Origin of the sequence: Amphritea sp. HPY (assembly GCF_050870985.1) — a bacterium.
Lineage (GTDB): Bacteria > Pseudomonadota > Gammaproteobacteria > Pseudomonadales > Balneatricaceae > Amphritea.
In genome coordinates, this window is sequence record NZ_CP194015.1 from 585,742 (window position 1) to 612,646 (window position 26,905).

21 protein-coding genes and 1 pseudogene are annotated in these 26,905 nt (G+C 51.4%); 12 read left to right on the forward strand and 10 right to left on the reverse strand.

Features of this window, described 5'->3' with window-relative positions; all coding sequences use genetic code 11:
* Positions 1-618: 618 nt before the first annotated feature.
* From putA to ACQUQM_RS02445, 6 genes are all read left to right on the forward strand, one after another.
* Positions 619-4,239 carry a bifunctional proline dehydrogenase/L-glutamate gamma-semialdehyde dehydrogenase PutA gene (gene putA, locus ACQUQM_RS02420; protein WP_432472888.1) on the forward strand — a complete coding sequence of 1,207 codons (3,621 nt, stop codon included), beginning with the start codon at positions 619-621 and terminating at the stop codon, positions 4,237-4,239.
* A 388-nt stretch (positions 4,240-4,627) separates the two neighbouring features.
* Complete coding sequence (locus tag ACQUQM_RS02425) at positions 4,628-6,286, forward strand: putative bifunctional diguanylate cyclase/phosphodiesterase (RefSeq protein ID WP_432474787.1); 1,659 nt, start codon at positions 4,628-4,630, stop codon at positions 6,284-6,286.
* Positions 6,287-6,439: 153 nt separating this feature from the next.
* Positions 6,440-7,114 carry an ABC transporter ATP-binding protein gene (locus tag ACQUQM_RS02430; protein WP_432472889.1) on the forward strand — a complete coding sequence of 225 codons (675 nt, stop codon included), beginning with the start codon at positions 6,440-6,442 and terminating at the stop codon, positions 7,112-7,114.
* Positions 7,111-9,627: an FtsX-like permease family protein gene (locus ACQUQM_RS02435; protein WP_432472890.1), complete on the forward strand. Its 2,517-nt coding sequence runs from the start codon at positions 7,111-7,113 to the stop codon at positions 9,625-9,627. Before ACQUQM_RS02430 ends, ACQUQM_RS02435 begins: the two co-directional genes overlap by 4 nt.
* A 3-nt stretch (positions 9,628-9,630) precedes the next feature.
* Positions 9,631-10,809, forward strand: a complete 1,179-nt coding sequence (locus ACQUQM_RS02440) for a lipocalin-like domain-containing protein (protein WP_432472891.1) — start codon at positions 9,631-9,633, stop codon at positions 10,807-10,809.
* A 168-nt stretch (positions 10,810-10,977) separates the two neighbouring features.
* A complete protein-coding gene (locus tag ACQUQM_RS02445; RefSeq protein ID WP_432472892.1) occupies positions 10,978-11,712 on the forward strand; it encodes a MipA/OmpV family protein in 735 nt (244 codons plus the stop codon).
* Positions 11,713-11,987: 275 nt separating this feature from the next.
* Here ACQUQM_RS02445 and ACQUQM_RS02450 read toward each other — a convergent pair whose 3' ends face one another.
* The 3 genes from ACQUQM_RS02450 to ACQUQM_RS02460 all read right to left on the reverse strand — a co-directional run bounded on the left by ACQUQM_RS02450 (position 11,988) and on the right by ACQUQM_RS02460 (position 14,538).
* Positions 11,988-13,337: a class II fumarate hydratase gene (locus tag ACQUQM_RS02450; RefSeq protein WP_432474788.1), complete on the reverse strand. Its 1,350-nt coding sequence runs from the start codon at positions 13,335-13,337 to the stop codon at positions 11,988-11,990.
* Between the two features lie 105 nt (positions 13,338-13,442).
* Positions 13,443-13,823, reverse strand: a complete 381-nt coding sequence (locus ACQUQM_RS02455; RefSeq protein ID WP_432472893.1) for a hypothetical protein — start codon at positions 13,821-13,823, stop codon at positions 13,443-13,445.
* A 133-nt stretch (positions 13,824-13,956) separates the two neighbouring features.
* Positions 13,957-14,538, reverse strand: a complete 582-nt coding sequence (locus ACQUQM_RS02460) for a helix-turn-helix domain-containing protein (RefSeq protein ID WP_432472894.1) — start codon at positions 14,536-14,538, stop codon at positions 13,957-13,959.
* A gap of 169 nt (positions 14,539-14,707) precedes the next feature.
* Between ACQUQM_RS02460 and ACQUQM_RS02465 the strand changes: the two genes are divergently transcribed.
* The 4 genes from ACQUQM_RS02465 to arsJ all read left to right on the forward strand — a co-directional run bounded on the left by ACQUQM_RS02465 (position 14,708) and on the right by arsJ (position 18,788).
* Complete coding sequence (locus ACQUQM_RS02465; RefSeq protein WP_432472895.1) at positions 14,708-15,865, forward strand: benzoate/H(+) symporter BenE family transporter; 1,158 nt, start codon at positions 14,708-14,710, stop codon at positions 15,863-15,865.
* A gap of 138 nt (positions 15,866-16,003) precedes the next feature.
* Positions 16,004-16,348 (forward strand): metalloregulator ArsR/SmtB family transcription factor, encoded by a 345-nt coding sequence (locus tag ACQUQM_RS02470; RefSeq protein ID WP_432472896.1) that lies wholly within the window; start codon positions 16,004-16,006, stop codon positions 16,346-16,348.
* A 214-nt stretch (positions 16,349-16,562) separates the two neighbouring features.
* Positions 16,563-17,573 carry an ArsJ-associated glyceraldehyde-3-phosphate dehydrogenase gene (locus tag ACQUQM_RS02475; RefSeq protein ID WP_432472897.1) on the forward strand — a complete coding sequence of 337 codons (1,011 nt, stop codon included), beginning with the start codon at positions 16,563-16,565 and terminating at the stop codon, positions 17,571-17,573.
* Positions 17,574-17,579: 6 nt separating this feature from the next.
* The gene (gene arsJ, locus ACQUQM_RS02480) at positions 17,580-18,788 is read left to right on the forward strand and encodes an organoarsenical effux MFS transporter ArsJ (protein ID WP_432472898.1); all 1,209 of its coding nucleotides are present in this window, start codon (positions 17,580-17,582) and stop codon (positions 18,786-18,788) included.
* A gap of 226 nt (positions 18,789-19,014) precedes the next feature.
* Here the strand turns inward: arsJ and ACQUQM_RS02485 are convergent, their stop codons facing one another.
* A complete protein-coding gene (locus ACQUQM_RS02485) occupies positions 19,015-19,449 on the reverse strand; it encodes a host attachment protein (protein WP_432472899.1) in 435 nt (144 codons plus the stop codon).
* Positions 19,450-19,647: 198 nt separating this feature from the next.
* Here ACQUQM_RS02485 and ACQUQM_RS02490 point away from each other — a divergent pair.
* Positions 19,648-19,782 (forward strand): annotated as a pseudogene (locus ACQUQM_RS02490) (organoarsenical effux MFS transporter ArsJ); the annotation flags it as partial.
* Here ACQUQM_RS02490 and ACQUQM_RS02495 read toward each other — a convergent pair.
* From ACQUQM_RS02495 to ACQUQM_RS02515, 5 genes are all read right to left on the reverse strand, one after another.
* Entirely contained in the window at positions 19,764-20,525 is a 762-nt protein-coding gene (locus tag ACQUQM_RS02495) for an LrgB family protein (RefSeq protein ID WP_432472900.1), read from the reverse strand. The pseudogene ACQUQM_RS02490 and the gene ACQUQM_RS02495 overlap by 19 nt on opposite strands.
* Positions 20,518-20,922: a CidA/LrgA family protein gene (locus ACQUQM_RS02500; RefSeq protein ID WP_432472901.1), complete on the reverse strand. Its 405-nt coding sequence runs from the start codon at positions 20,920-20,922 to the stop codon at positions 20,518-20,520. Before ACQUQM_RS02500 ends, ACQUQM_RS02495 begins: the two co-directional genes overlap by 8 nt.
* A gap of 109 nt (positions 20,923-21,031) precedes the next feature.
* Entirely contained in the window at positions 21,032-21,925 is an 894-nt protein-coding gene (locus tag ACQUQM_RS02505) for a hypothetical protein (RefSeq protein ID WP_432472902.1), read from the reverse strand.
* A gap of 87 nt (positions 21,926-22,012) precedes the next feature.
* Positions 22,013-22,519, reverse strand: coding sequence for a DUF934 domain-containing protein (locus ACQUQM_RS02510; RefSeq protein WP_432472903.1), 507 nt, complete (start codon positions 22,517-22,519; stop codon positions 22,013-22,015).
* Positions 22,503-24,161: a nitrite/sulfite reductase gene (locus ACQUQM_RS02515; protein ID WP_432472904.1), complete on the reverse strand. Its 1,659-nt coding sequence runs from the start codon at positions 24,159-24,161 to the stop codon at positions 22,503-22,505. The genes ACQUQM_RS02510 and ACQUQM_RS02515 overlap by 17 nt, the downstream gene beginning before the upstream one ends.
* A 262-nt stretch (positions 24,162-24,423) precedes the next feature.
* On the opposite strand from ACQUQM_RS02515, the gene ACQUQM_RS02520 reads away from it, so the two are divergent.
* The gene (locus ACQUQM_RS02520; RefSeq protein WP_432472905.1) at positions 24,424-24,615 is read left to right on the forward strand and encodes a (2Fe-2S)-binding protein; all 192 of its coding nucleotides are present in this window, start codon (positions 24,424-24,426) and stop codon (positions 24,613-24,615) included.
* Between the two features lie 9 nt (positions 24,616-24,624).
* Here the strand turns inward: ACQUQM_RS02520 and ACQUQM_RS02525 are convergent, their stop codons facing one another.
* Complete coding sequence (locus ACQUQM_RS02525; RefSeq protein ID WP_432472906.1) at positions 24,625-26,604, reverse strand: diguanylate cyclase domain-containing protein; 1,980 nt, start codon at positions 26,602-26,604, stop codon at positions 24,625-24,627.
* Between the last annotated feature and the right edge of the window lie 301 nt (positions 26,605-26,905).

Below are 26,905 nucleotides of genomic sequence, written 5' to 3' on the forward strand. Positions count from 1 at the left end.
CTAAGGAGTCACCGGCTACGTTCCCCCATCGGGCAGTAATTTTCCTTATTGTGGTGCTTAAAAGAAACAGAATGACTCAGTTGCAACGATAAACAGGAAATAAGGCTTGCTGTTTTTCTATAAGCTATCGGGTTAATGAAGCCTGTTAAAGGCTTCACTGCGTCAGCGGTTTGCAAACAGAGTATAGGCCTGTCTGTCAGCTGTATGGCGCGGTACTTAATTCTCTTTTAATGACTGATATTGAGTATGCGTCATCGTCATTGAAACTCTCTTTGAAGCTCAGGGCTGTCATTGTCATGAGGCTCAGGGCTGTTAGCGGTTTTCGACCGCAACAGCGATGAGAACATTTGCTTAGCCCCGTTAGTTTCGACTAGCGGGGCTTTTTTGTTTTTGTGGTTCGGGGTTTGGAGAATGTTAAGTAAAGTGCAAAATGACTATTTAATATTATTTTTATTGTAGTTGTATCGTTAATTTTGTTAAAAAATAGTTATTTTCCTGCATGTAACTAAGTAAATTAGGAAAAGCGTCTCATCTGATCTCGCTAGAATAGCTAAAACAATATCCCGCTCTTCTGCTTAACTGTCAGGAGCAGAGGTAATAACGATTGAAGGTGAGATTATGAACTTAACAACTGACCAGTGCCGCAAGACCATCCGCCAGTATTACCTGGCCGATGAGGCTAAAGTGATTCGTGAACTGATGACTAATGCTCGTTTGTCTGAAGCCGATCGTGCAGCTATTTCCGGTAACGCAGCACAGCTGGTAACTAAAGTTCGTAACGAAAGCTCACCTTCCATGATGGAAAAATTCCTCGGTGAATACGGTCTGACCACTAAAGAGGGCGTCGCCCTGATGTGTCTGGCCGAAGCGCTGCTGCGGGTGCCTGATTCCACTACTATCGATGCCCTTATCGAAGACAAAGTTGTTTCCGGTAACTGGGGTGACCACTTGGGTCAGTCTAATTCCTCTTTGGTTAACAGCTCCACCTGGGCGTTGTTGCTAACCGGCAAGCTGATCGCTCCTGCTGAAGACAAAGGTGTTACCCAGACTCTGCGCGGTATGATCAAGCGCCTTGGTGAGCCGGTAGTACGTACTGCAGTCGGTCAGGCGATGAAAGAGCTGGGCCGACAGTTTGTCCTGGGTCGCAGTATTAAAGAAGCGACTAAGAATGCCCGTAAACTGGAAAAGCAGGGTTACTCTTATTCTTACGATATGCTGGGTGAAGCGGCGCGTACCGATGCCGATGCCCTGCGTTATCACGCCGCGTATTCTGATGCCATTGCTGAACTGACGCCTGCCTGTATTAATGATGATATCCGGATGAATCCGGGTATCTCGGTAAAACTATCAGCACTGCACGCCCGCTATGAGTTCGCTCAGAAAGAGCGGGTCATGAAAGAGCTGGTTGAGCGTACTCTGTCGTTGGCGTTGCAGGCTAAAAAAGCCAACATGGGCTTCAATATTGATGCCGAAGAGGCCGATCGTCTGGATCTGTCGCTGGATGTTATTGAGGCGGTACTCGCTGCCCCTGCGCTGGCTGGCTGGGATGGTTTTGGTATTGTTGTACAGGCTTTCGGACCACGTGCTTCCCATACCCTCGACTGGTTGTACAGCCTGGCCAATCGTCTGGATCGCAAGATAATGATCCGCCTGGTAAAAGGCGCCTACTGGGATGCCGAAATTAAACGTGCCCAGGAGATGGGTCTGGATGGCTTTCCGGTATTTACCCGTAAGGTAAACTCCGATGTCTCTTACATCTGCTGTGCTGAAAAGCTGCTGGGCATGACTGACCGTATCTACCCTCAGTTCGCCACCCATAATGCTCATTCTGTTGCCTCTGTACTGCATCTGGCGAAGGATCTGAGCAATGATAAGTTTGAATTTCAGCGCCTGCACGGCATGGGTGAATCCCTGCACGATAGCGTGCTGAAAAACAGCAATACACGCTGCCGAATTTATGCGCCTGTCGGTGCTCATCAAGACCTGCTGGCATATCTGGTGCGTCGTCTGCTGGAAAACGGTGCCAACAGTTCGTTTGTAAACCAGATCGTCGATACCCGCATCAAGCCAGAAGATATTGCCCGCGATCCGTTTGCTCAGATCGTTGCGATGGGCGATCAGATCAGCAGCAAGGCGATCAGTCGCCCGGCACAGCTGTTTGGTGAAAACCGCCGCAATGCCCAGGGCTGGGATATCACTGATGTGGTAGAAAATGCCGAAATCGAAGCTGCTCGCCTGCAATTTAAAGATACCCAGTGGCTGGCGCAGCCGATGATTGCGGGTGCCGCAGAAGGTTCTGAATTTTCCCCTGTGTATAACCCGGCGCTGCCGCAGGATCTGGTCGGTCAGGTCACCGCTGCATCGGCCAAAGATATCGAAACGGCAATCACTGCCGCGCAACAGGGCTTTGTCAGCTGGTCTGCCAAAACCGCTGCTGAGCGTGCAGAATGTCTGCGCAAGGTTGCTGATCTGTTCGAAGAAAATTATGCCGAGTTATTCACCCTGGTTACCCGTGAAGCGGGTAAGACCTTGCTGGATGCGGTAGGTGAGTTACGTGAAGCGGTTGATTTTGCCCGTTTCTATGCCGAAGAAGGGATCCGTAATGAAGCCGCTGGTGAAGCCCGTGGTGTGATCACTTGTATCTCGCCATGGAACTTTCCGCTGGCGATCTTCTCGGGCCAGGTTCTGGCAGCACTTGCCGCAGGTAATGTTGTACTTGCTAAACCTGCCGATCAGACGCCACTGATCGCCGCCCGTGCCGTCGCACTGATGCATGAAGCAGGTATCCCTGCCGATGCGCTGCAGCTGCTGCCAGGTAGCGGTGCTGCAGTGGGTGCGCCGCTGACCTCGGATGCCCGTATTGCCGGCGTTTGTTTCACCGGTTCTACCGCGACCGCACAACGTATCAATAAAGTGATGGCCGAAAAGGTTGCCCCGGATGCCCCGCTGGTAGCGGAAACCGGCGGTCTCAACGCGATGATTGTCGATTCAACCGCGCTGCCGGAGCAGGTCGTGCGTGATGTTCTGGCATCCTCTTTCCAGAGTGCCGGTCAGCGTTGTTCAGCACTGCGTATGCTGTATGTACAGAAAGATATAGCCGAAAACCTGCTGGAGATGCTGTTCGGTGCGTTGGATGAGTTGAAGGTTGGTAACCCATGGTTGCTGTCGACCGATGTGGGTCCGGTTATCGATCAGGCATCAAAAGACAAGATTGAACAGCACTGTCGCGAGTTTGCCGCTAAAGGTCGGGTTCTTAAGAGTCTGGCTATTCCGGAAGAAGGTCTGTTTGTTGCACCAACCGTAATTCAGCTGGATGGTATCGAGCAGCTTGAACAGGAGATCTTTGGTCCGGTATTGCACGTAGCTACGTTTGAAGCCAGCGAGCTCGATCAGGTGGTCGATGCGATCAATGATCAGGGCTATGGCCTGACATTCGGCCTGCACACCCGGGTAGATAAGCGTGTGGCGCGAATCTGCGATCGCATCAAAGTTGGCAATATCTACGTTAACCGTAACCAGATCGGCGCTATTGTTGGTTCCCAGCCGTTCGGTGGTGAAGGTTTGTCCGGTACTGGCCCTAAGGCTGGTGGTCCGCACTATGTTAAGCGTTTCATTAAGCCGGATGTTGCCAGCGTATCCAGCAAACTGGTACCTGCGGTCAATGCCGTTCAGCTACAAACTGCGATTAATACGCTGGATAACAGTGCCTGGGCTGCAACCGAAGATCGCGCTGCAGTGATGCAGGCGTTGTTCTCCGATTCCGGTATCGACTTCGCGTCCCTGCAGCATGGGCCACAGGAGATGCCTGGACCAACCGGCGAGCTGAATCTGTTGTCCGATCACGGTCGTGGCGTTGTGCTCTGCCTGGGACCCGATCGCGTAACTGCGATGACGCAGGCGGCGATCGCGCTGTCTCAGGGTAATGCCGTCGTGGTTATTGCTCCTGAAGCGGAACAGTTTATGGCTGCAGCTATTGCCCGTGATCTGCCGGTTACTGCGATCAATGGTCTGCTGATGCCACAAGCGCTGGAATCAGTTGACGGCTTTGCCGCTATCGCCAGTAATGCTGACAGTGAAACCCTGCGCCAGTACCGTATCGCTCTGGCCGGGCGTGATGGCGCACTGCTGCCGCTGATTACTGAACAGAACTCCGCTGAGCGTTACGTTATCGAGCGCCACCTGTGCATCGATACGACAGCCGCTGGTGGTAACGCGAGCCTGATCGCTGCCTCTGAGTAAACCCGGTAGCTGAGTAATAGTCACGGCTCATGGATATGAGTCCCTCAGGCTTCGACGTCCGAATTGGCTGGTAGTGTCGAAGCCGCCCCCATCACGCTCTCTCAGTGTGATGGGTTTTACCGTCGTCGAGCTTTGCTTTCTTTTCGCTTACTCGGCTCTTTATGCCCCTCTTTAGAGGGGCTTTTTTTTGTCAGATTTTCGTGATCCGTGGTGTTCTGAGTCGTGATTAGTTTTATCGTGTGCTGTTGTTTGAAGAAGATCTGATAGTGGTTCAAAACGGGATGCCCCCATCTTGGGTATAAAACTACGATTCTTTTGTGGCGCCTTCATGTGCTGTTGCTATGTTGAATCATACGTTCTACGGTCTCAGGGAATATGACCCGTGCATATGATGAATCGATCAACCAACGACTTTCTGCATAACAACGTTACAGTACTGAAGTCCAGAGTATCCAGGGCAGCATTTCAGGGCGTGCTGATTGCCATTGCGGCTCTGATTGCAGGGACTTTCTTAGCCTGCTTTTTTGCCGATGGTTCGGTGACTTTAAGTGGGATTATGGAGGCCCAGCGCACCAATTACGCGCTTTGGGTATTGGATGCCGTGCCTTTTGCCTTTGGTTTCTGGGGGCAATACGCCAGTACAATTATCGCCTATGAAGCCAGTGCCCTGGTGATCGACCAGACGCGTGAATTACGGGATAAAGCCGATGATTTTGAGAAGAAGGCGCAACACTCATCAACCCACGATATTCTCACCGACCTGCCTAACAAAGCGCTGTTCTATGATCGGGTGGAACAAGCTTGTCTGGCTGAAAATGTGCCGGGTAAAGCGCTGTCGATCCTGCTGATTGAGATAGCCAATTACAAAGAAATAAACGATACCCTGGGCAGAAATGGCAGTGATAGCCTGATTAAACAGGTTGCTGTACGGTTAGAGAGCGCTTTTTCTGCCCCCGTCAGTATTGCTCGTATCGACAGTAATATATTCAGCCTGCTGATCACCGATGTTGAGGGGCGATATCAGGTGTTAGCGGTTGCAGAAAGTATCCAGCGGGTGCTGGATGCCGTTTTTTTTGTCGGTAAAGTTAAATTATCGGCCCATGCAAATGTCGGCATAGTCCATTTTCCTGAGCACGGTGAAGATGTCGATACTTTGGTGCAAAGGGCTGGTATCGCTTTATACGTCGCGCATAATTCGAACAAGGGTTATGCGGTTTATGACACTTCTTTTGATGCTCATAATCCGGGTCAGCTGACCCTGATGAGTGAGCTTAATCAGGCTTTGCTGCAAAATCAGATGGAGCTTTATTATCAACCCAAGATCGATATTAGCAGCGGTCGCTTGTGTGGTGCAGAGGCTCTGGTGCGCTGGAACCACCCTAAACATGGTTTGTTAATGCCGGATAACTTTATTCCGTTAATGGAGCGAACCCGGATTATTCAGTCGCTAAGTATCTGGGTTTTGAAAGCCGGGTTTGCCCAATGCGCTGCCTGGCACAAGCAAGGTCTTGATTTGTCAGTCTCAATTAACCTGTCGGCTAAAGATCTGAATAATCCGGAGTTGCCGGATCTGATTGCCGGGGTTGCTGGTACCTCAGGAGTTGACCCCGAATGGATCATTCTGGAAATTACCGAAAGCTCAATCATGAGTAACCCGGAGGTCGCTCTGGAGATCGTTAACAGAATCAATGATATGGGTTTTCATTTCTCTATTGATGATTATGGGACTGGCTATTCTTCGTTGTCCTATCTGAAACAGATGCCTTTGAAAGAGCTGAAAATTGACCGCTCGTTTGTGTCTGATATTCTCAGCGATGAAAGTGATGCAGTCATTGTTAATGCGACGATTAATCTCGCCCACAATCTTGGGCTACAGGTCACGGCTGAAGGTGTTGAAAACCAGGCCACGCTGGAACAACTAAAAGCAGAAGGGTGTGATATTGCCCAGGGTTACCTTATCAGCAAACCGATGACGGTCGATCAGTTCGGTCATTGGATTGAGTCCGGTGAATGGCAGCCAAACGAGTTGCATGCTGAAACTGCTTAACTGTCGAATTTTGCACATTATTGCTGCAATGTCAGGCAGGCCTTTACTGAGTATTTAACTCTCAAATTCCCCGACTACCTGCTGTCAGGCTGCAGCATTGATCATAGCCGGTGAACTATAGTAATCAGGAACTTTGCTGATTAGGGCGCAGGCATGTCATTACTTGAAGTCGAGGGTCTGAGTAAAAGCTATCCGTCGGCGGATGGCAGTCAATCGATATTCTCTAACCTTGATCTGACATTATCCCGGGGCGAAGTGCTGATGCTGTTGGGGCCCAGTGGCTCCGGTAAGTCGAGCCTGCTTAGCTTGCTGGCAGGATTGGAGGCCCCTGACGAGGGCAGTATTTCAATACTCGGCACACAGATCACCGCGCTGGATGAACCCGCCAGAACCGCTTTTCGACGCCAGCATATCGGTGTTATCTATCAGTTCTTCAATCTTATACCCACGTTAACGGCGCTGGAAAACGTGTTATTGCCGCTATCACTGAACGGCCGTCTGAGTGAGTCTGATCGGGCGGAACAGCAGTTTGTATTACTGGGCATGGGGGACAAGAGAGACTGTTTTCCTGAGCAGCTATCCGGTGGTGAGCAGCAACGGGTGGCGATCTGTCGGGCACTGGTACACCGGCCTGATCTGTTGCTGGCGGATGAACCCACCGGCAGCCTGGATAATGATACCGCTGACAAGGTACTTGAACTGATGTTGCAACAGGTACGACAGCAGCAACAGACGTTGGTGATGGTAACTCACAGTGAGCACCTGACGGCCCATGCCGACCGGGTATTCAAGCTACACAGGGGTGTGCTGGAGCAGGTGGACCGATGATTGCCCGTGCCAGCCTGAGACATTTTACACGGCATCCCTGGCAGCTGGCCCTGCTGATGCTTGGGATAATGCTGGGGGTTGCGGTGGTAACCGCAGTCGATGTGACAGCCGACAGTGCGCGGCACAGTTTTCGTCAGGCGCAGCTGCAGTTATCTGGCAGCACAACCCATCGCGTTCTGGCCGATCAGCCTGTCCCTGAAACGCTCTATACCCAGTTGCGTCGCGATCCTCGCGACTGGCGTAGTGCGCCGGTGATTACCGCGCCGCTTAAAGATAATCTGGGCCAGCAGCTGCTGATGCAGCTGATCGGCGTTGATCCACTGCGAGAACAAGGCTTTCGGCAGCAGCTTAACCGGCTGATGACTCCCCGGGTTACCCCCTTTGCACTACAGGACAATCCTGCAGCGCTGCTGGCTGAATCAACTGCAAAAGCATTGGGTATCGCGGTTAACGATATGTTGCCACTGCAGACCCCGGCCGGACCCAGGCAGGTAAGGGTGTTGGGGTTACTCGACGACAGTGATGATCCCCGACTGCAACAGTTACTGATAATGGATATCGGCCAGGCGCAGTCGCTGCTTAATATGACCGGCAGGCTATCCCATGTTGATATGATACTCACCGAGCAGGAAGCATCGGCGGTGGCAGAGTTGTTGCCAGCCGGGATCCGGTTGGAAGCGACTGCGACGGCCAGGGCGGAACAAAACCAGCTGGCAAAAGCGTTGTATTTTAATCTGCAGGCGATGGCGCTACTGGCGATGGTGGTGGGGCTGTTTCTGGTTTATAGCAGTGTCTGGTTTTCCCTTAGCCAGAGGCGGCCTGTCTTTTCCCGGCTACGGGCGATCGGTATGCAAAGCTCTGAATTATACCGTTATCTTGTGCTTGAGTTGCTGCTGATCGCGCTGATTTCTACATTAGCCGGTGTCGGTCTGGGGGTTATGCTGGCGCAATTTCTGTTAAGTCTTATGCTACAGACCTTGTCAGATCTTTATGCCAGCACGTCTCTGGAACTGCTTTTACTGCAACCGGCGACGCTGGCTAAGTTGGTTCTGGTTGGCGTGGGCGGCAGTTATCTCGCGGCCTGGATACCTGGACGCGAAGTTGCAACTGTCTCTCCCCTGTTGTTGCAGCAACGCTACCTGCAGGAACAACGCAGTGCCAGAACGGATGAATTCCTGTTCTTACGCGCCGGCGCAGGTTTGCTTCTGGCAGTGCTGCTGCTGTTCTGGGCGGGTAGTGGTTTGTGGGGGGCGTTTATTGCAGTCGCTGCGTTGCTATTGGCTTTTGCGCTGGCTATGCCGATCTGGCTGCGTCTGCTCAGTGCCGCGCTGGATACCTTACTGAGGTATTACGGCTGGTCGTTACGAATTCCGGTACTCTCGATGATTATCCGGGATACCGTACGACACCAGAGCCGTACCGGTATCACCGCGATGGCACTGATGATTGCGATCTCCGCTACTGTTGGCATCAGCGGCATGGTGGGGAGTTTCAGGGATGCGGTATCGCTATGGTTACAGGAGCGATTAATTGCCGATCTATACATCACGCAAGCGCAAGTCCTGCCCGGCATCAGAACGCCGCTGCCTGACGCTTTTATCAGTGGGCTATCTGCTCTCGATGGTGTCGAAACTGCCGCAACACTGAAACGTACCCAGCTGTCGGTAGGGCAGCGGCCGGTGTATATATACGGCTCAGAACTACCACTGCAGATGCGCGCAGCATATCGCTTTGTTGATAGTGATGCGCAATTGGCCTGGCACAAGCTGGAGCAGGGCAACAGTATTCTGATCAGTGAGCCGCTGGCGAACCGGATGCGACTGGTAGCCGGCTCCTCGGCGGTATTATCCGGCAGCAGGGGGGAGCAGGCTTTTACTGTCGCCGGAATCTATTATGACTATGGCAGTGACAGTGGGCGCATACTAACCCTGAATAAAACGTTTGATCGCTACTGGCCTGATCGGGAGCCTTATGCAGTGGCGTTGTTCCTGAAAGAGGGTGTGCCGTTTGAAGGTATTGAACAGCAGATCCGTGCCCGCTGGAGTCAGCAGGCGGCGCTTTCCATTCAACGCGCGTCGACGCTGCTGGCACGTTCACTGGAAGTATTTAACAGGACTTTTATTATCACCGATGTGCTGCGACTTTTAGCTCTGTTAGTCGCATTTATCGGTGTGCTGAGTAGCCTGCTGGCGATACAGCTGGAAAGGCAGCAGGAGGTTTCTCTGCTCAAAGCGCTTGGCTTCAGCCGCACAGAGTTGCTGCTGCTTCTGCTGGGCCAGGCACTGATTCTGGGCGTTGCTGCCGGGCTTATGGCAATCGTGGCGGGGGAGGCCTTGTCATGGAGCCTGACTTCGGTTGTGCAACTACGGGCATTTGGCTGGAGTATTCCGTATGCGGCATCGCCGATAGGCTGGTTGACCGCTTTGGCTGTGTCGGTAGGCGCAGCCCTTCTAGCTTCAATCTATCCCGCCTGGCGGTTTTCCCGTCAGCAGGGCGTACGGCACTGGGAGTAAGCTATGTTCTGGTCACTGAGATCGAAGGTTACCCTGCTGCTGCTGGCGATCGGCACGTTAGTTGTAATCATAGCCGTTATCGGCCTTCGTTTTTACGGGGATGATGAACACCGGGAAGCGCCGTTATCTGCGCTTTCTATGACCGATTTTCTGAGCGCAGATTCTCAGTCAGATCAGGGTTTTGCCCGGGCCAGGCCTGACTATACGTTGGTATTTCCCCGGGATCATCTGGCACATCCTGCGTTTCGCAGCGAATGGTGGTACCTCAACGGTAATCTCTGGCGGCGGGATGATCCCGATCATCATCTGGGATTCCAGTTCACTATTTTCCGGCAGGCATTGGCGGTTTCCGATCCAGCGGGAAAGCAGGCGGTTAACCAGTGGTTACAGCCCCAATTCTATATGGGACACATCGCTTTGGCTGATTTCCGGCGGGGCGTTCATCTGAGTGCTGAGCGATTCTCCCGGCAGGGGCCGGGGCTGGCCGGCAGTTCAGGCGAGCCTCCGGGCATCTGGCTGGAGAGCTGGAACTTGAAATCCAGTTCGGACCAGGCGTTGTTTCCGGCGCTGGTTACAGCGGGAGATCCGGCAAAAGGGTTCAGTTATCAGCTCAGATTAATATCTGAAAAACCTAAGGTTTTGCAGGGGAGTAACGGCTACAGCCCGAAACGTCCCGAACCGGGTTTTGCGTCCTACTATTACTCTTTCACCCGCTTGCGGGTGGAGGGGGTTGTGCAGATAGCGGGGGAGTCGGTTCCTGTTTCAGGTCTTGCCTGGTATGACCATGAGTGGAGCAGTAACAGCCTGGCGCAGTACCAAACCGGCTGGGACTGGTTTTCCCTGCAGCTGGATGACGGCCGGGAAATGATGTTTATAGTGCTGCGCTCTGACAGCGGTAAACAGGACTTCCGGCAGGTGTCTCTGATCGATAAGTCCGGCGTGCGATTACCCCTTGAGCCTGATCAGGTCGATATGCAGGCAACCGGTATATGGCGATCTCCGGCTGGGGTCAGTTATCCCAGCGGCTGGCGCATAAAAGTGCCGTACTATGGTCTGGATCTTGAGATAATTCCAAGACATAAGGATCAGGAAAACAGGCTTTCTGTTCGCTATTGGGAGGGGGCGGTTGAGGTTACTGGGAGCCATCGCGGTGAGGGGTATGTTGAATTAACCGGGTATTAGTGATGCAGGTTTCTGATCTCACTTGTTCAATAGTTTTGCACTGACCATCATTGATGGTGAGCCCATTTTTCCTTGCGATCTCACCAGATTGAGCTAAAACTTAATCCCATGGCTATTAAAAATTTATCTCATCCGTACAAGCAGACTTGGTTCAAGCTGTTCTCAATCATGGCAATAATCGGAGCAGGGAGCCCCCATGTTGTTGCCGCCACAGACCAGCCCCTGACTCTGGGATTAATGGTCGAGGTCGGCCACGATATGTACATTGGTACCGACCCCAGGGTAGATCTGGTGCCGCAGGCATTTTACCGGGACGGCCGCTTTTTCCTCGATGGCACCAAGGTAGGGTACGATCTCTGGCAGGATAACGGCTTCTGGGAAGGTGATGAGTTCAGTGTGGCGATCCACGCGATGCATCAGCGTGAAGGTTTTGATCCGGATCGCAGTGATACCCTGAGTGATTTCCAGGATCGGGATACATCGGTCGAGGGCGGAGTGACCATCAGCTACAAATCTTTCCTTGGCCTGACATCGTACGAAGCCAATGTTGATATTTCCAAAACCTACGAGGGTGATTTTCAACGCATTAAGCATGAGTACGATTACGTACTGGACCGTCTGACGCTGACCCCCCACATAGCCTACATCCGGCGCGATGCGACCTTTGTCGCTTACTATTACGGGGTCCATCCGGAAGAAGCGACCGCCGAATTTCCCCAGTTTGGCGATGATGACGATCAGAGCGTAGAGCTGGGCCTGACCGGTCGCTACCAGTTTGATGAACATTGGAGCCTGGTGGGCCGGCTGAGCTGGGAAACCTTTGGCCTGTCGGTGACAGAAAGCCCGATCGTCGTTGATGACAGCACCACCCACGGCATGGCAGCCATTCTGTACACCTTCTGATCTTATTTCCTGAAAGGATTGGGTAGACAAGTTTCATCTGATCCTACTTATTTCACTGATTAAATGGCGCGCTCCATCCGGGATTAATCATCCCAGAGGCAGGCGCTTAGCCGTGCCTCGTTACAGCTTGTATCTTGAAATTGCACCAGGGCAAAAGGATCTCTAAGCAGGTTTTTCTGTTTGCTATTGTGATGACACTGTTGAGTGACTGATAGTCATTACGGTGAGGGTTCTGTTGAGTTAACCGGGTATAAGAGACTGTGATGTTGTCGTTATTATAGTCCGCCCTTAGTCAACCGTGCCGGATCGAGCAGCTGGCTCAGCTCATCCCTGCTAAGTTCAGTGTTCTCTTCTGCAACGTCTATGATGGGGCGTTTTTCTTTGTATGCCTGTTTGGCGATGGCGGCGGCCTTTTCGTAGCCGATCACCGGATTGAGGGCGGTGATCAGGATCGGGTTGCGGGCCAGGGCATGTTCCAGCTGTGCCTGGTTTACAGTAAAACTGGTTATGGCCTTGTCTGCCAGCAGGCGGCTGCTGTTACTGAGCAGCGTTATGCTGCTTAACAGGTTATTCGCAATCAGGGGCAGCATGACGTTGAGTTCAAAGTTGCCTGATTGGGCCGCGATGGTGATGGCGCTGTCATTACCGATTACCTGCGCGGCAGCCATGGCCGTAGCCTCGGGGATAACCGGATTGACCTTACCAGGCATGATTGATGATCCCGGTTGCAGGGCCTCCAGTTCGATCTCGCCTAAGCCTGCTAACGGGCCTGAGTTCATCCAGCGCAGGTCGTTGGCGATTTTCATCAGGCTGGTGGCGGTTGCCTTGAGCTGGCCGGACAGGCTAACCGCGGTGCTTTGGCCACTGATGCCGGCAAAAAGATCGACTGCGGGTTTGAACTCTATACCCGTAAGAATACTGAGTTTCTGACAGAACAGTGTGGAAAAATCGGCGTGGGTATTGATGCCTGTGCCGACTGCTGTGCCTCCCTGAACCAGTTGCTGCAATTCCGGCTGTAGCTGCTGCAGTTGTCTTATATGTTGCTCAATCAGGCTGGCCCAGGCGTTGAGACTCTGCGCCATAGTGACCGGCATCGCATCCATCAGGTGTGTGCGACCGGTTTTTACATTGCCAGACAGACTGGTCGCTTTTTTTCGGATACAGCTGGCAAGGTGCTGCAGTGCGGGAATAAGCTCAGCGTCCAGCTCGATCGCGGCGCTGATGTGAATGACTGAAGGGATGATGTCGTTGCTGCTCTGGCCAAAGTTTATATGGTCGTTGGGGCTGACCGGTTGACCATAGACTTTGCTTGCCAGGCCGGCTAATACCTCGTTGGCGTTCATGTTGCTGCTGGTACCGGAGCCGGTCTGATAGATATCGACAGGAAAGTGCTGCATCAGTTCAGGATCATTGAGCAGCCGTTCCACCGCCATGGCGATTGACTGGGCCATGTTGGCGGGTATCAGGTCGAGTGTTGCATTGGTTTTGGCCGCTGCCCATTTGGCCAGCAGCAGCGCTTTGATAAAACTGATAGGTAGTAGCTGGCCACTGATCGGGAAGTTGTTGATCGCCCGCTGGGTCTGGGCGCCGTACAGGGCTTCAGCCGGCAGCTCAACACTGCCCATGCTGTCGGTTTCAGTACGGGTCTGTTTTGTATATGACAAGCCATCTGTACTGAGCAGTTTATCAGAAAAGCCTTTATTACCCGCGGTTGGCATACGGATACCTGTTTACCCTGTGCTCCGGTTAAGGCTGCCTGAGACGTAGTCACAGGTAATGCGGAGCTCGTCGTATAGTTCACCCAGATGTTTTATGTCCGGCTTACGGTAGGTGATCTGTGACAGTGCTTTCATCGGTTTGTGAATCTGCTCCAGGCAAGCCCGGCGCCAATGCCCGGGGAGTAACTCATCGGCAATGGTATCGAGCAGAAAACGGAACTGTTGTTCATAGTGTTTTTGTTGCTCATGCAGATGGTAGTAGCTGGGGCAACTGTCCAGTGCCAGCCATTGGCTGATCAGAGCTGGGTTATCGGGTTGAATCGCGTTACGAATCTTATAGCGCAGAACAACATCGACGACAGCTCGGTTGTGGTGTGAAAATGAGCCGTTCATAGCGTTTCCTGGGTAGCCCTTAAATACTTTCCCTAGCCAGGAAGGGATTATTATCAGTTTATGGTCACTTACAGTTTAGACGGAAATTAATATTTGCAGGTGTTTCATGGTCAGAGATTATTGCGGGTCGTGTTTAAGGTACTGGGGAAGATGCGATTGAAGCGTAATGAATCAGGTTGTGAAATATTGCTGGCTGGTCGTTAAAGTTGCGATAACCATGGGGCTGGTCTGCAGCAAAACGAATTGCTGAGCCTCGCTCCAGAGTTTGCCATTGACCGTTGATCAGGAGCTCCATTGTGCCTGAAATAACGGTGACATGTTCTGTAACACCGGTTTCATGGGGCGCAGAATGACGCTCATAGCCGGGGAGCAGGGTTAGCTCAAACAGTTCAAAACCGAAGCGTGGATCAAACGGGAAAAGCGTTGCCACCAGCATCTCATCGCTGGCTGGCTGGTGACGGATCTGATCGGCGCTACGGACTTTTGCGTCCTGCTCCTGATCGGGGAAAGGCAGCATAAAACTCGATAGCGAAACGTTAAATCCCCCGGCGATCTTCCATAAGGTTGCCACTGTCGGGCTGGACTCGCCGCGCTCAATCTGACCCAGCATCGCCTTACTGACACCGGTGGCTTTGGCCGTTTTGTCCAGACTCCAGCCCTGATCTTTGCGCAGTGCTTTCAGGGTTTCGGCCAGGTGTCGGTTTATTTCCTGCATGCTTTGGTCAGGCCTGTTTTCATTTTTTTAAATTTGATTTGTGCGTTATAGCGTACAAGTGTAGTCTTGTCCATTTGTGCGTTATAGCGCACAAGGTTTCAGGCGTGCTTTTTGTCCTGGTATTGCGCGGGTTATTAATTTTAGCCTGCACTAATTCTGGAGAGTGAATATGGGCCAGCTATTCAGTCTATCCCGCATCTCGGCGGGGTTTGTCGCGGTGTTGGTAGGCTATACCAGCTCGGCGGTGATTATCTTTCAGGCGGCCGCTGCTGCGGGAGCGGGACCAGCTGAGATTAGTTCATGGCTGTGGGCGCTGGGTATCGGTATGGGGTTAACCAGTATCGGCCTGTCTTTGCGTTTCAGGCATCCGGTGCTGACCGCCTGGTCTACGCCGGGTGCTGCACTGTTGGTGACCAGCTTGTCCGGGGTCTCAATGGCTGAAGCGGTTGCGGTATTTATTTTCAGCTCCCTGCTGGTATTTCTGTGTGGCATAACCGGCTGGTTTGAAAAAATCATGCGCTATGTGCCAGCGCCTCTGGCTGCAGCCATGCTGGCCGGAGTGCTGTTCCGCTTTGGTCTGGACCTGTTTCTCTCGTTGCAGTCAGACCTGCTATTAGTTGGCGCAATGTTGACGACTTATCTGTTGTGTCGTTACCTGGCACCACGTTATACGGTGCCAATTGCGCTGCTGGTCGGTGTTGTTGTAGCGGCCTTTGCCGGTCAGCTGCAGCTTGGCGAACTCAGCTGGCAATTATCGGTACCGGTATTCACTATGCCGGAAATATCACTTTCTGCCCTGATAGGTATCGGCATACCGCTTTTCATCGTTACGATGGCGTCACAGAATGTACCGGGTCTGGCGGTGCTGCGGGCCAACGGCTATCGAACACCGGCATCACCGCTGATCAGTTGGACCGGACTGACGGGGATTGTACTGGCGCCCTTTGGCGGGTTCTCGTACTGCCTGGCGGCAATAACCGCGGCAATCTGTATGGGAAAAGAAGCCGATCCTGATCCGGATAAACGCTATCTGGCTTCAGTCTATGCCGGTTTTTTTTATCTGTTTACCGGGCTGTTTGGTGCCACCGTGGCCAGCTTGTTTACCGCTTTTCCGGCGCCTCTGATAATGGCTATTGCCGGGCTGGCACTGCTGGGCACAATCGGCAATAGTCTGGCCGGAGCGCTGGCCGATGATATAGATCGTGAAGCGGCGTTGATCACATTTCTGTTGACTGCATCGGGTCTGACACTGGCGGGCATCGGCAGTGCTTTCTGGGGCTTGCTGTTCGGGCTGATCGCTTATCATCTGAAGCGGACTTTTGATTAAACTTCTTTGCTCAATTTAGTGAGCCGTTCCTGACTGTATAAATGCCAGCTTGTACATCTGTTTATTCATATATATGATTGTCCGCATATATGGTTTTCCATATGTCTTGGCTGCTGATTCGTATGTATGGAGCACAGTATGAACCCTGTTAAATTTTATAAATGCCTGGCCGATGAAACCCGGCTTAGATCACTGTTACTTATTCAACAGGAGGCTGAGCTGTGTGTTTGTGAACTGACCGGGGCTTTGAAAGAGACTCAGCCTAAGGTATCACGCCATCTGGCCCAGCTACGCAAGTGTGGTCTGCTGCTGGATCGCCGGCAGGGACAGTGGATTTTCTACCGGATAAACCCGCAGTTAGCAGGCTGGTGTCTTAAAGTCATTGCTGAGACTGCGACACAGAATAAAGATTTCCTGGCTGCTGATCTGGAACGCCTGAAGCGCATGGGTGATCGCCCGGAGCGGATGAATATCTGCTGCTGACAGGTGAGGAGCTATTGTTATAGCAGTAGCAAACCGATATTCAGCGCAGCAATACATACGGCGTGCTGAGCATGCCTGCTGTGATAAATGATGAACAGTGGCTGCACTGTGGCCGGGTTTATGAAATCTGCACCTGGCCACGCAGGCACAAACACCTGGCTTAAATGACGGGCTTAAGTGGCGGATCAGACTGCCCGCTGAGTGAGGATATAACGTGACAATTAAAGTAGGTATTAACGGCTTTGGCCGTATGGGACGACTCTCTTTCCGGGCGGCCTGGGACTGGCCCGAACTGGAGTTTGTGCAGATTAATGATCTGGCAGGCGACGCTGCAACGCTGGCGCATCTGGTGACCTTTGACTCAGTGCACGGCAAGTGGCATCACGAAGCGCAACCTGATGGTACTGATATTTTAATTCAGGGCAAGCGGATCAGGTGCAGCCAGAACGCGGCGATTGAAGATACCGACTGGTCTGGCTGCGACATCGTTATAGAAGCCTCTGGCGTGATGAAAACCAAAGCCTTATTGCAGGCCTATCTGGATCAGGGGGTAAAACGTGTTGTCGTGACCGCTCCGGTAAAGGAGGAGGGGGTGCTGAATGTGGTGATGGGGGTCAATCATCAGCTGTATGACAAGGCGATTCATCCGATTGTTACGGCTGCTTCCTGTACCACGAACTGCCTGGCGCCGGCGGTTAAAGTGATCCACGAACAGCTGGGTATTAAGCACGGCTCAATGACCACGATTCACGATATTACCAATACCCAGACTATTCTCGATGCGCCGCATCAAGATCTGCGCCGGGCCCGGGCCTGCGGTAGCAGCCTGATTCCGACGACGACAGGCTCGGCGACGGCAATTACCCATATCTTCCCTGAGCTGAAAGGCAAGCTGAATGGTCATGCGGTGCGGGTGCCGCTGGCAAATGCTTCGATCACTGACTGTGTGTTCGAACTGGAGCGGAAAACTACTGCAGAGGAAGTGAATAAGCTGTTTAAGCAGGCCTCTGAGAATGAGTTACAGGATATTCTTGGCTACGAGGAACGACCACTGGTTTCGGTGGATTATAAAACCGATCCCCGTTCCTGCATAGTCGATGCTTTGTCGACCATGGTGATCAACGGTACCCAGCTGAAGATGTACCTCTGGTATGACAACGAGTGGGGCTATGCAAACCGTACAGTCGAACTGGTGCGCATGGTGGCGGAGCAGGAGCAGTCGTAAGTCACTATGACTTTTCTTGCTAATCTGGCGCCGGAGATTCGCCAGTATCTGATCGTTACAGGTAACTACTGGGCCTTTACCCTGACCGACGGTGCTCTGCGGATGCTGGTGGTGCTGCATTTTCATCAGTTGGGTTACAGCCCGCTTGAGATAGCGCTGCTGTTTCTGTTTTATGAAGTTTTTGGCGTGGTGACTAACCTGCTGGGCGGCTGGCTTGGCGCTCGCATTGGCCTCAACCGAACCATGAATATCGGACTGGGATTGCAGGTTGCTGCTCTGCTAATGCTGCTGGTGCCGGCGACAATGCTGACGGTACCCTGGGTGATGGCCGCGCAGGCACTGTCGGGTATCGCTAAAGACCTGAACAAAATGAGTGCCAAGAGTTCGGTCAAGTTACTGGTGCCGTCTGATGCCGAGGGTAAACTGTATCAGTGGGTGGCAATCCTCACAGGCTCAAAGAATGCTCTGAAAGGAGCAGGTTTTTTCCTCGGTGGTGCGCTGTTAACCCTGCTGGGATTCCAGATGGCGTTGCTGGCCATGGCCACAGTGCTGGGCCTGGTTTGGTTAACGAGCCTGTTGTTGCTGAAAAAGGAGCTGGGCAAGGCAAAGAATAAACCTAAATTCAGGCACGTCTTCTCTAAGAGTGCGGCGATCAACTACCTGTCTGCGGCGAGGATGTTTCTGTTTGGCGCGCGGGATGTATGGTTTGTTGTGGCGTTGCCGGTGTATCTGGCCAGCAGTTTTGGCTGGGATCACTGGTCGGTCGGTGGCTTTCTGGCGTTGTGGATCATCGGCTATGGGGTGATTCAATCGATCGCACCGCTGTTCACAGGTAAAAAGTCAGGACGGCTGCCCGGAGGAAGGGAGGCTTTTTTCTGGGCACTGGGTTTAATGCTGATCCCTGTGGTGATAGCTATTTCCCTGCGTAATGGTTTGTACCCGCAGACCCTGTTTTTGGGGGGATTGCTTATATTCGGTGGGGTATTTGCGATTAACTCTTCCCTGCATAGTTACCTGATCGTCAGTTTTGCCAGTGCTGACGGAGTCTCTCTGGATGTGGGTTTTTACTATATGGCCAACGCAATGGGGCGTTTAATAGGTACCTTGTTATCAGGGTATCTGTTTCAACTTTACGGTATGGGCAGCTGTCTGTGGGTATCGGCGGTATTTCTGGCGCTGGCAGCTGCGCTGTCTTTGTGCCTGAGCAGGCATTAGCTTATAAGACTAGCGCTCGCCCTGAATTTGAAAATATCAGATCAAGTTTGAGCTAATACTGTTATTTGCCTGGTCTGTTATCTTTTGCTTTGCCAGGCTGGCTCAGATCTGAGCTGAGCTGAGAGACTATAACTGCTGAAAATCAGACTTTCCCTTACAGATAGCATCAATAGTATTTGACGCTACCTGATAGTTGATTTCAAAAATGGTTGATTAGCTACGATTTTTACACGCACCCTTTTAAGCGTCCGGGTAATTCTCTGGTACCAAAAGCCGTAAAGTCTTTGTTGATACTATTTACTACCATAGCGCGGGTGTGATTGTTGAGGTGGCTCTTCAAAAGCCCCTGAAAATGTGGCACCGCCACCAGAACCAGACGACGAAAGTCTCTGTTGACACGACCCTTGTCCATCTCTTTTGCCAGCTCTGTTGCAAAACGCTCGGCCTCGAATTCTTTCGGATCCAACGGGTCGCCCATTGATCCCATGCTGGAGCCTCTGCTTTGGTTGCTTCCCGGGCGATCTGAGGCGAGTGTAGACCCTTTGGCCCGGCTTTCTGAGTGAGAAAATTCTTTGAGCACGGACATTTCCTCTCCCAGTCTTTCTGTGGCGTATAAATGTGCTGTACTGGCGTTTGCCACCAGAACCCAAGTATTATTCATGTCAAATACCCCCGCTTGAATTTATAACAAAGCCCTATGTAGAGTGTAGCCTGCATCTACACTGAAGGCCCTGTTAATGAGGCCAGATCCGCTCTGAGCCAGCGTAGAAAAATGGCATCCTGGGGAGCTATTAATCGTCGTCCCGGTCTTTTTTTTGCTCGCGCTCAGTTTAGTGCCGTTCCATTTTGCCCTCGCGCATTATTAAGTGGCTTGCTGGTTTTCGGCGTGGTGTTTGCGATTAACTCTTCTCTGCACAGCTATCTGATCCTGAGCTACGCCAGTGAAGAAGGTGTATCGTTGGAGGTCGGTTTGTACTATATGGCCAATGCGATAAACAGTTGCCAGGCCAGGGATAAAAAGAGTGCGGTAAAAATTCCGGTCAGCGCCATACCCAGCGATGCAAAAGCCCCCGCGGCGGCACTGATCTCGAACGCTCTGACAGTGCCAATAACGTGGCCATTAATACCGAGAACCAGCCCGATAATACGATCATCCTTGATCTTCAGCAGAGTAGTGAACAGATTGGTTATCGGGATAGCGATGATGCCGGTGACCAGCACGCCTGTCATCATCAGTGAGGTTGTGCCGCCAAGCTGTTGATTGATACCCAGTGCAATGGGGGCGGTAACCGATTTAGTGGCTAAAGAGGCTATAACTTCAGTTGAGCTGCCTAAGCAGAGCGCCAGCAGCACGGCATAGAAAGACGCAAACATCGCGGCTAATGGCAGGCTGATAAATATTTCCCGCTGCATCGCTTTAATCTGGTCCAGTTGCTGATAGAGCGGCAAAGCCAGGGCCACGGTTGCCGGTCCCGCTATCAGGGTCAGCAAGAATACGTGCTGGTTATACAGCGGGTATGCAATCGAGAATGTATGCAGTAAAGCGGTAAGGCAAAGTGCTGCCAGCAGAACCGCCGGGCAGTACAGTGGTCGCCTCAGCTTCTTAAATATCCATACGCCAGCGAAGTAGGCGAACAGGGTGAGCAGCAGGGAAAAAGGCATTGTCTGATAGAGTGGCCCCGTGATTATGGATGAGCTTATGACTGAGTTTATGGCGGAAGTCATGAATTCAGTCATGCTCTATACCGGGCTTATTAACAGGCTTATTAACAGGCTTATTGCCGGGCTTATTAATAGTGCTGACCGCCATGAACAGTAAGAACGAAGTCAGCACACTCAGCAGGGTGCCGACAATGAGAATAGTGGCAATGCTCAGCCACTGTTCGGAAAAACGTTGTTCGAGAAAGAATACCCCGGTGGCACTGGGCAGTATGAACAGGATCAGATTAGCGATCAGGAGTTCACTGCCCCGACGGCTGCTGCTCCGGATCTTCCCGGTTATGGTCAGTAAGCATAGAAACAACAGCATGCCGATAATGCTGCCGGGTATCGGTAAGCTTAGAATATCGGCAATAACCTCACCCAGAATAAGCAGGGCGGCTAATTTCAACAGTCCGAATAGTAATGTGAGCATAGCGCACCTGTATAAAGAGGGAGTTATTAAAACACAGGAAAGCTGCGTTGTTCACTGCTAACAGGCCTCTGTTTTTAGTCTGTTGTTCTTTTTAATAACTCTTTGTAAATCACTTTTTATTAATAGCTAACGAGTCAGCCACAGCCTCACTCAACAGCTGTCGATCGGTCATGCGCCTGAACCAGTGATACATTGGAATATCAGCATGATTATCAATATTAGGTGGCTGATGACCTTGCAACAGGTCAGTAATGCTGACCGTTCTCATTTCCAGGCTGAATCGCGTAAGTTGCGTTGTATTAGCGACGCTGGCATGCAGATGAGCGCTGGAAAAACAGAGCAGGTCGCCGGGTTCAATCGTGATCCGTACCTGTTTGCCTTCATCAACAGGTTCGCAAGCCTGAGGGGCGAATGGGTAGCTGACGGGCTGTCCGGAAGGGGTCCTGTCCCGACTCTTCAGAAACTCCTCAAATGACCAGCTGGCGGTGGTATTGGTAATCGCCTTGTCCCAGTAGTCGGGGTAAAAAGCGATGCCGCGCTGCTCGGTAATTTTATAAATGGGGCTCCACCAGTTTATTTGCGGCTGGATGTTACTGCCCCAGGTATCCCTGTGGTGGGCGATGCTGCCACGGAACTTGTTGTTATGAGCTTTGTTACTGAGTTTTTCTGGCGGTACTGTGCGTAGAAATAGTGCGTCGGCAAAGGCGTTATCTATCGCCATTCCCGCTTGCTGTAAAGCCTGAGTACAGAGTTGCCTGAATTCGGAGGTGCTGGTAAAAGCGCTCTGTAGCATCGAAATACGGTTATGAAACTGCTCGCAAGTCATCTGAAGCGTGGCTTGGGGCGGGATAGCCTGTTTCAGGTGATGACTGATTATCTGATCCAGTCGGTAGCTTAGCTGCAACATTGCAGGTATCTGGCGGAACACCACCAGATCCCCCTGAAACAGTAAGCGGTTGCGAGCATTGTCGGTGAGAGGGCTTGAGAAATCGTACAGTATCATAAGTCCTGAACTCCGTATCTAACGCAGGGCTTTAGGGCGAATCTGGCAGATATCGTCTATTTAACAGTGGCTCTGTTTATGACTGGTCTATTTAACCAGCCGTAGGTGAAACGGCGTTCTGGGCTCGAGTGCACTGCCCTGATAGCTGGTGTCGCTATCTTCGAGCAATATCAGGGCCGCCTCGAGATCATGTTCCTGGGGCAGTGCCAGAGCATTAAAACCACAGCGAAACAGGTAGGGTGCCTGGTCTGGCAACAAGCTGCCGAAGGCTCTTATTTCGCCCTCATAACCATAGGTCTGGCGTAGTATCGAGGCGGTAGAAAAACCACTGCCATCGGTAAACGCAGTAAATTCGACCGCAATCAGTGGCGTTAGCCTGATGATTTCAGCGATCGATTCCAGCTCTTCGTTACCACTGATCCGGATACCCGGAACACCGATAAAATCAATAAATGTCGGTGCTTGTTGCAGCCATATAGAGATGGGGAGAATGTAGAATTCCCCCACTGTCGGGCTGAATTCGGTGGTCTGGTTTTCTTCAATTAAGGTCCAGGAATTATGGATTATTCTGTTTTCTTTAATGATTTGTTGCATAAACCTTATCCTTAAATGCTGCTTTGCCTATACGTTGGTAAGCGGTGCTGAAAGACTCATCTTCAGAGAGACGTTGTGCCAGATATAACAGAACAATGTTTTCGACGGCGTCGGTGACTTTAGCCATCGGCAGTGATGGGCCTAGCACTTTACCGATAGCTGAAGCACTACCCGACTCTCCACCTAAGGTGATCTGGTAGTATTCCTGACCATTTTTCTCAACCCCAAGGATGCCGATATTCGCTATATGGTGGTGCGCACAGGCATTAATACAGCCAGATATACGCAGGCTGAGATCACCCAGATCATAGAGATAATCGAGGTCATCGAATCGCTGTTGAATCGCGCTATTGATTGGCAGTGAACGAGCATTGGCCAGGGCACAGAAATCTCCGCCCGGGCAGCACACGGTGTCAGATAAAGTGCCGACAGTTGGCGTCGCCAGTTCCATTGATGTAGCTTCAAGCCACAGGTCATACAGATCCTGCTTTTTGACATCGGCCAGGACTATGTTTTGCTGTTGAGTCGTGCGTACTTCGCCGAACGAATAACGCTCAGCCAGTTCAGCAATTCTCCGCAACTGAGCGGTGGTTATATCACCCGGTGCTTTGCCCCGGTATTTAAGGGACAGGGTGACTATAGCGTAGCCTGGTTTACGATGGGGCTGAACGTTCCGCTTAAGCCAGCGATCGTACTGTGGTTGCAGACTACAGTTCAGATCTGAGTTTTCTTCAGGAGCCAGAGCTTTGTATTCAGGAGCGCTAAAGAACGAGCGGGCGTATTCGAACTCCTGTTCGGTTAATTTCTGGTCTTTGTCATAGTTTATGCAAAACTCTTGTTCAACCTGATTGGCAAACTCAGCAGCTCCAAGGCTGTTAACAAGAATTTTAATCCGTGCTTTGTATTTGTTATCGCGGCGGCCATAGCGGTTATATACCCGCAGTATCGCTTTCAGATACCCGAGTAACTGGGATTCAGGTAAAAACTCTTTGATCCGGCTTGCCAGCATCGGCGTTCTGCCCAGGCCTCCGCCGACCCAGACCCTGAAACCGGTTTCGCCGATGCTGTTTTTTATCAGTTGTAAGCCAATATCATGCAGTTGAATCGATGCCCGGTCATTTTCAGAGCCAATTACTGCGATCTTGAATTTTCGGGGCAGAAAGGCGAATTCAGGGTGCAGGGCAGACCATTGGCGGATAATTTCACAGTAGGGGCGTGGGTCTTCTGTTTCGTCTGCTGCTACACCGGCTAACGGATCTGAGGTGGTATTGCGAATGCAGTTACCACTGGTCTGAATGGCATGCATCTCTACCTGGGCAAGCTGGCTGAGAATATCAGGTACGGCGGTCATATCAACCCAGTTGAACTGGATGTTTTGTCGGGTTGTGATATGACAATAACCACGGTCATACTGCTCTGTTATATTGGCGATTTGACGTAGCTGGGTCGATGACAGCATGCCGTAAGGCACGGCAATTCGTAGCATAGGGGCATGTTTTTGGATGTATAAGCCGTTCTGTAAGCGTAGCGGGAGGAATGCTTCTTCGGTCAGCTTTCCAGCCAGGAAACGCTCCATCTGGCCTCTGAACTGGCGTACGCGGTTATCTACAACCTGCCGGTCTAACTCATCGTATTGGTACATCTGGGAGGGGTCTCAACGGGTCGGGGTTCTTGGGGATCTGGTGTCGGGTCCATCCGGGTACAGGGGGTATGCAAAAGGATAGAGGGAATCGATGAAAGGATACAGACACACAAAAAATAATATTTATAGGTACAGTTGCTTGGTTAGTGTGATGCCGACGTATCAATTCTGCTCACAGAAGTTTGCGGCGAATTCACTGTTCAGCGGATTATTACAGCCATACACTGAGTTTTTCGGCAGATGATGAATACAGGGGGAAATGATGGACGCTGACAGAAAGCAGCAAGATCCAACACTGGTCTGCACGTGCAACGATCTGTATCAGAAGGACATCGTTGAGGCGATCGAATTTGGTGAAGATGAATATCGTGAAATATTTGCGGTACACGGTCTGCAACCCCGCTGTGGGGAGTGTGTTGATCATGTACTACAGATAGTCGGGAAAGCGGATTAAAGACCGCTGTTATTGCTGAGAAAAACGGTAGCAGTTACGTCCCGCTTTCTTTGACTGGTACATCGCCTGATCTGCCTCATGGAGCAGGGCATCCCGGCTTTGCAGTGGGGGGCGGTAATTAGCCAGGCCGATGCTTATCCCCACATTTAATTGATTACCATGAACCAGAAAGGGCTTTTCGAAGGCGTAAAGGATACGTTGAGCGACATTTTCAATCTGCTGCTTCGTTCCCGGATTTGGCAGGATGGCGGCAAATTCATCACCGCCAAGGCGACATACAGTGTCACTCTCACGGAGGATCTCTTTTAACCTTTTGGCAACGCCTTTAAGTACCAGGTCGCCGGATTCATGGCCGTATTGGTCGTTGATCGGTTTGAAACGATCCAGGTCCAGGTACATCAGTACCAGAGGGGCGCGGTTGCGATTAGCATGAAGCAGTTCATGATCGATCATCTCCATAAACAGTCTGCGATTACTTAGCCCTGTCAGCGCATCGTGATGCGCCAGATGATGGATCTTGTCTTTAGCTTTATGGTGCCTGAGTTGCGCCCGGGTATACATTATAGTGCCGATTGCGATGACGATGGTCACGAGGAAAAAGAATAGAATCAGAAGCCTTGATATTTCGGATAGCTCCGCTTCAAAGGTTGCGCTAGGTACCAGTGAAACCAATTTCCAGACCGGCCAGTGACGGTCATTTTTATTGATCAGTTCCGTCGGTTGATAGCTATTGATGCCCGAGTTGACCGTCTGAAATATGAAATAGCCATGCGGGGTTTTGATTGAACCATAGTCCTGCATGAGAATAGTTTTCCATGCTTCGGGGTAGCGGTGACGGATGTTCAGGTTTTCCTTGCCCGGAAACATAAATGCCCAGTTTGCATCAGGTTCGCCGCCATGCAGCCAGAAACCATCTTCATTCAGGAGCATGATATTGCCTGACATTGTTGCTTCAGCCTGATCCAGCTGGTTTAACAGATTCCGCGCATTCAGATTAATGACGACGATGCCTTGTTGCAGACCTGTGCGATCGATGATCGGTGTCGATGTCCGGACTATCGGTCGATAAGGGATTTCGATCTCGTCATGCTCGATATTCAGATCCATCGGCGAGATATACACTTCGCCCGGTTGCAGATTCTGGGTGTAATGAAAATAGTAACGATACTGTTTATTTTGCAGGTCTTCTGGAGCCGCAATAATAGGGTCTTTGGTGGCTCTGTTTATGCGGATCTTCTCTTCGCCCTGGGTATTGATAATTCGGATCTGATCGTAGCTTCGTTTAATCCTGGCGATATTCTGGTAATCCAGTGTCAACTCATCGAAGGCATGCTGGTCGCCAGTGAGTTGCTGCTGTAGATCCTGCTGCTTCGATAGTACAAGTACATCCAGAGCTGCGTGAGTCAATTGGTTAGTCAGTGTTTCCCTGGCCAGTAAAAGCTGCTGGCTTTCCCTTTCGATCAGTTGGTTTATATGCGTATTTTGTTGCTGGTTATAGATATTCAGCAGGAATAGCAGGAACAGGGTGATGCCAAAGAGATAAGAGCAAAGGTGTCTTATGCCATAGGTGTATAGGGGGTGCTTGGTTTTTTTCTGATGCGGGGCTGCGCCTGCAGGTAACAGCAGAAAGTAATAGATAACGATAGTTGAGAGCAGAGCCAGGCCGCCTGAATCGATAACTGTCATCTGCCAGTCACTGTGCCTCAGATGGAATAGAGGGAATGCCAGCATCAGCAGAGCTTCCATACCAAAGACAATGATAGCGGCCTGAATCTGTATTGTTTCAGCGTTCATTGGGGGCTGTGGCCGTATTAGCCGGAACTTACATAAGTAGCGCACGACGAAGAGCGTCACAAAGGCCAGTATGCTGGCGTCGAAGAAGGTTTCGATCCAGAAATAGCGACTATTAATCGCCAAATGTTCAAGTAGCATCATCATCAGCGCTTCTGAAGCCGCCAGTGACAGAAATAATATAGCAAGTGCAAACATGATTGCTTCAGCCAGCCTCTTGTATAACAGCGGGGGGCTTAGCAATGGATGCTGGTGGATAAGAGGTCTGTACTGAGAGGTTTAGACTGTTTAGGAGTCGGGACTGCCGGGCCATTACGGAATCTCAAAATTGTGCCTTTCCGTGGCCGGTAAATTGAACATGGGATCGTATCAAAATCGCAGGATAAATCAATTTTTGTTTGATTATTATCACTTTTTTAACAGGGGCTAATACTTCTTTACTAAAGAAATACAACATGTCTGGGTTCTCCGAAGTAGGGGTGGCCTTTTAAAACAGGGG

Coding starts and splice junctions, on each gene's coding strand:
- ACQUQM_RS02465 (WP_432472895.1), top strand. CDS start 14,708: ATGGGCCAGCTATTCAGTCTATCCCGCATCTCGGCGGGGTTTGTCGCG.
- arsJ (WP_432472898.1), top strand. CDS start 17,580: ATGACTTTTCTTGCTAATCTGGCGCCGGAGATTCGCCAGTATCTGATC.
- ACQUQM_RS02440 (WP_432472891.1), top strand. CDS start 9,631: ATGTTCTGGTCACTGAGATCGAAGGTTACCCTGCTGCTGCTGGCGATC.
- ACQUQM_RS02485 (WP_432472899.1), bottom strand. CDS start 19,449: ATGAATAATACTTGGGTTCTGGTGGCAAACGCCAGTACAGCACATTTA.
- ACQUQM_RS02520 (WP_432472905.1), top strand. CDS start 24,424: ATGGACGCTGACAGAAAGCAGCAAGATCCAACACTGGTCTGCACGTGC.
- ACQUQM_RS02500 (WP_432472901.1), bottom strand. CDS start 20,922: ATGCTCACATTACTATTCGGACTGTTGAAATTAGCCGCCCTGCTTATT.
- ACQUQM_RS02470 (WP_432472896.1), top strand. CDS start 16,004: ATGAACCCTGTTAAATTTTATAAATGCCTGGCCGATGAAACCCGGCTT.
- ACQUQM_RS02525 (WP_432472906.1), bottom strand. CDS start 26,604: ATGTTTGCACTTGCTATATTATTTCTGTCACTGGCGGCTTCAGAAGCG.
- putA (WP_432472888.1), top strand. CDS start 619: ATGAACTTAACAACTGACCAGTGCCGCAAGACCATCCGCCAGTATTAC.
- ACQUQM_RS02515 (WP_432472904.1), bottom strand. CDS start 24,161: ATGTACCAATACGATGAGTTAGACCGGCAGGTTGTAGATAACCGCGTA.
- ACQUQM_RS02455 (WP_432472893.1), bottom strand. CDS start 13,823: ATGAACGGCTCATTTTCACACCACAACCGAGCTGTCGTCGATGTTGTT.
- ACQUQM_RS02495 (WP_432472900.1), bottom strand. CDS start 20,525: ATGACTGAATTCATGACTTCCGCCATAAACTCAGTCATAAGCTCATCC.
- ACQUQM_RS02445 (WP_432472892.1), top strand. CDS start 10,978: ATGGCAATAATCGGAGCAGGGAGCCCCCATGTTGTTGCCGCCACAGAC.
- ACQUQM_RS02505 (WP_432472902.1), bottom strand. CDS start 21,925: ATGATACTGTACGATTTCTCAAGCCCTCTCACCGACAATGCTCGCAAC.
- ACQUQM_RS02450 (WP_432474788.1), bottom strand. CDS start 13,337: ATGGGCAGTGTTGAGCTGCCGGCTGAAGCCCTGTACGGCGCCCAGACC.
- ACQUQM_RS02430 (WP_432472889.1), top strand. CDS start 6,440: ATGTCATTACTTGAAGTCGAGGGTCTGAGTAAAAGCTATCCGTCGGCG.
- ACQUQM_RS02460 (WP_432472894.1), bottom strand. CDS start 14,538: ATGCAGGAAATAAACCGACACCTGGCCGAAACCCTGAAAGCACTGCGC.
- ACQUQM_RS02435 (WP_432472890.1), top strand. CDS start 7,111: ATGATTGCCCGTGCCAGCCTGAGACATTTTACACGGCATCCCTGGCAG.
- ACQUQM_RS02425 (WP_432474787.1), top strand. CDS start 4,628: ATGATGAATCGATCAACCAACGACTTTCTGCATAACAACGTTACAGTA.
- ACQUQM_RS02510 (WP_432472903.1), bottom strand. CDS start 22,519: ATGCAACAAATCATTAAAGAAAACAGAATAATCCATAATTCCTGGACC.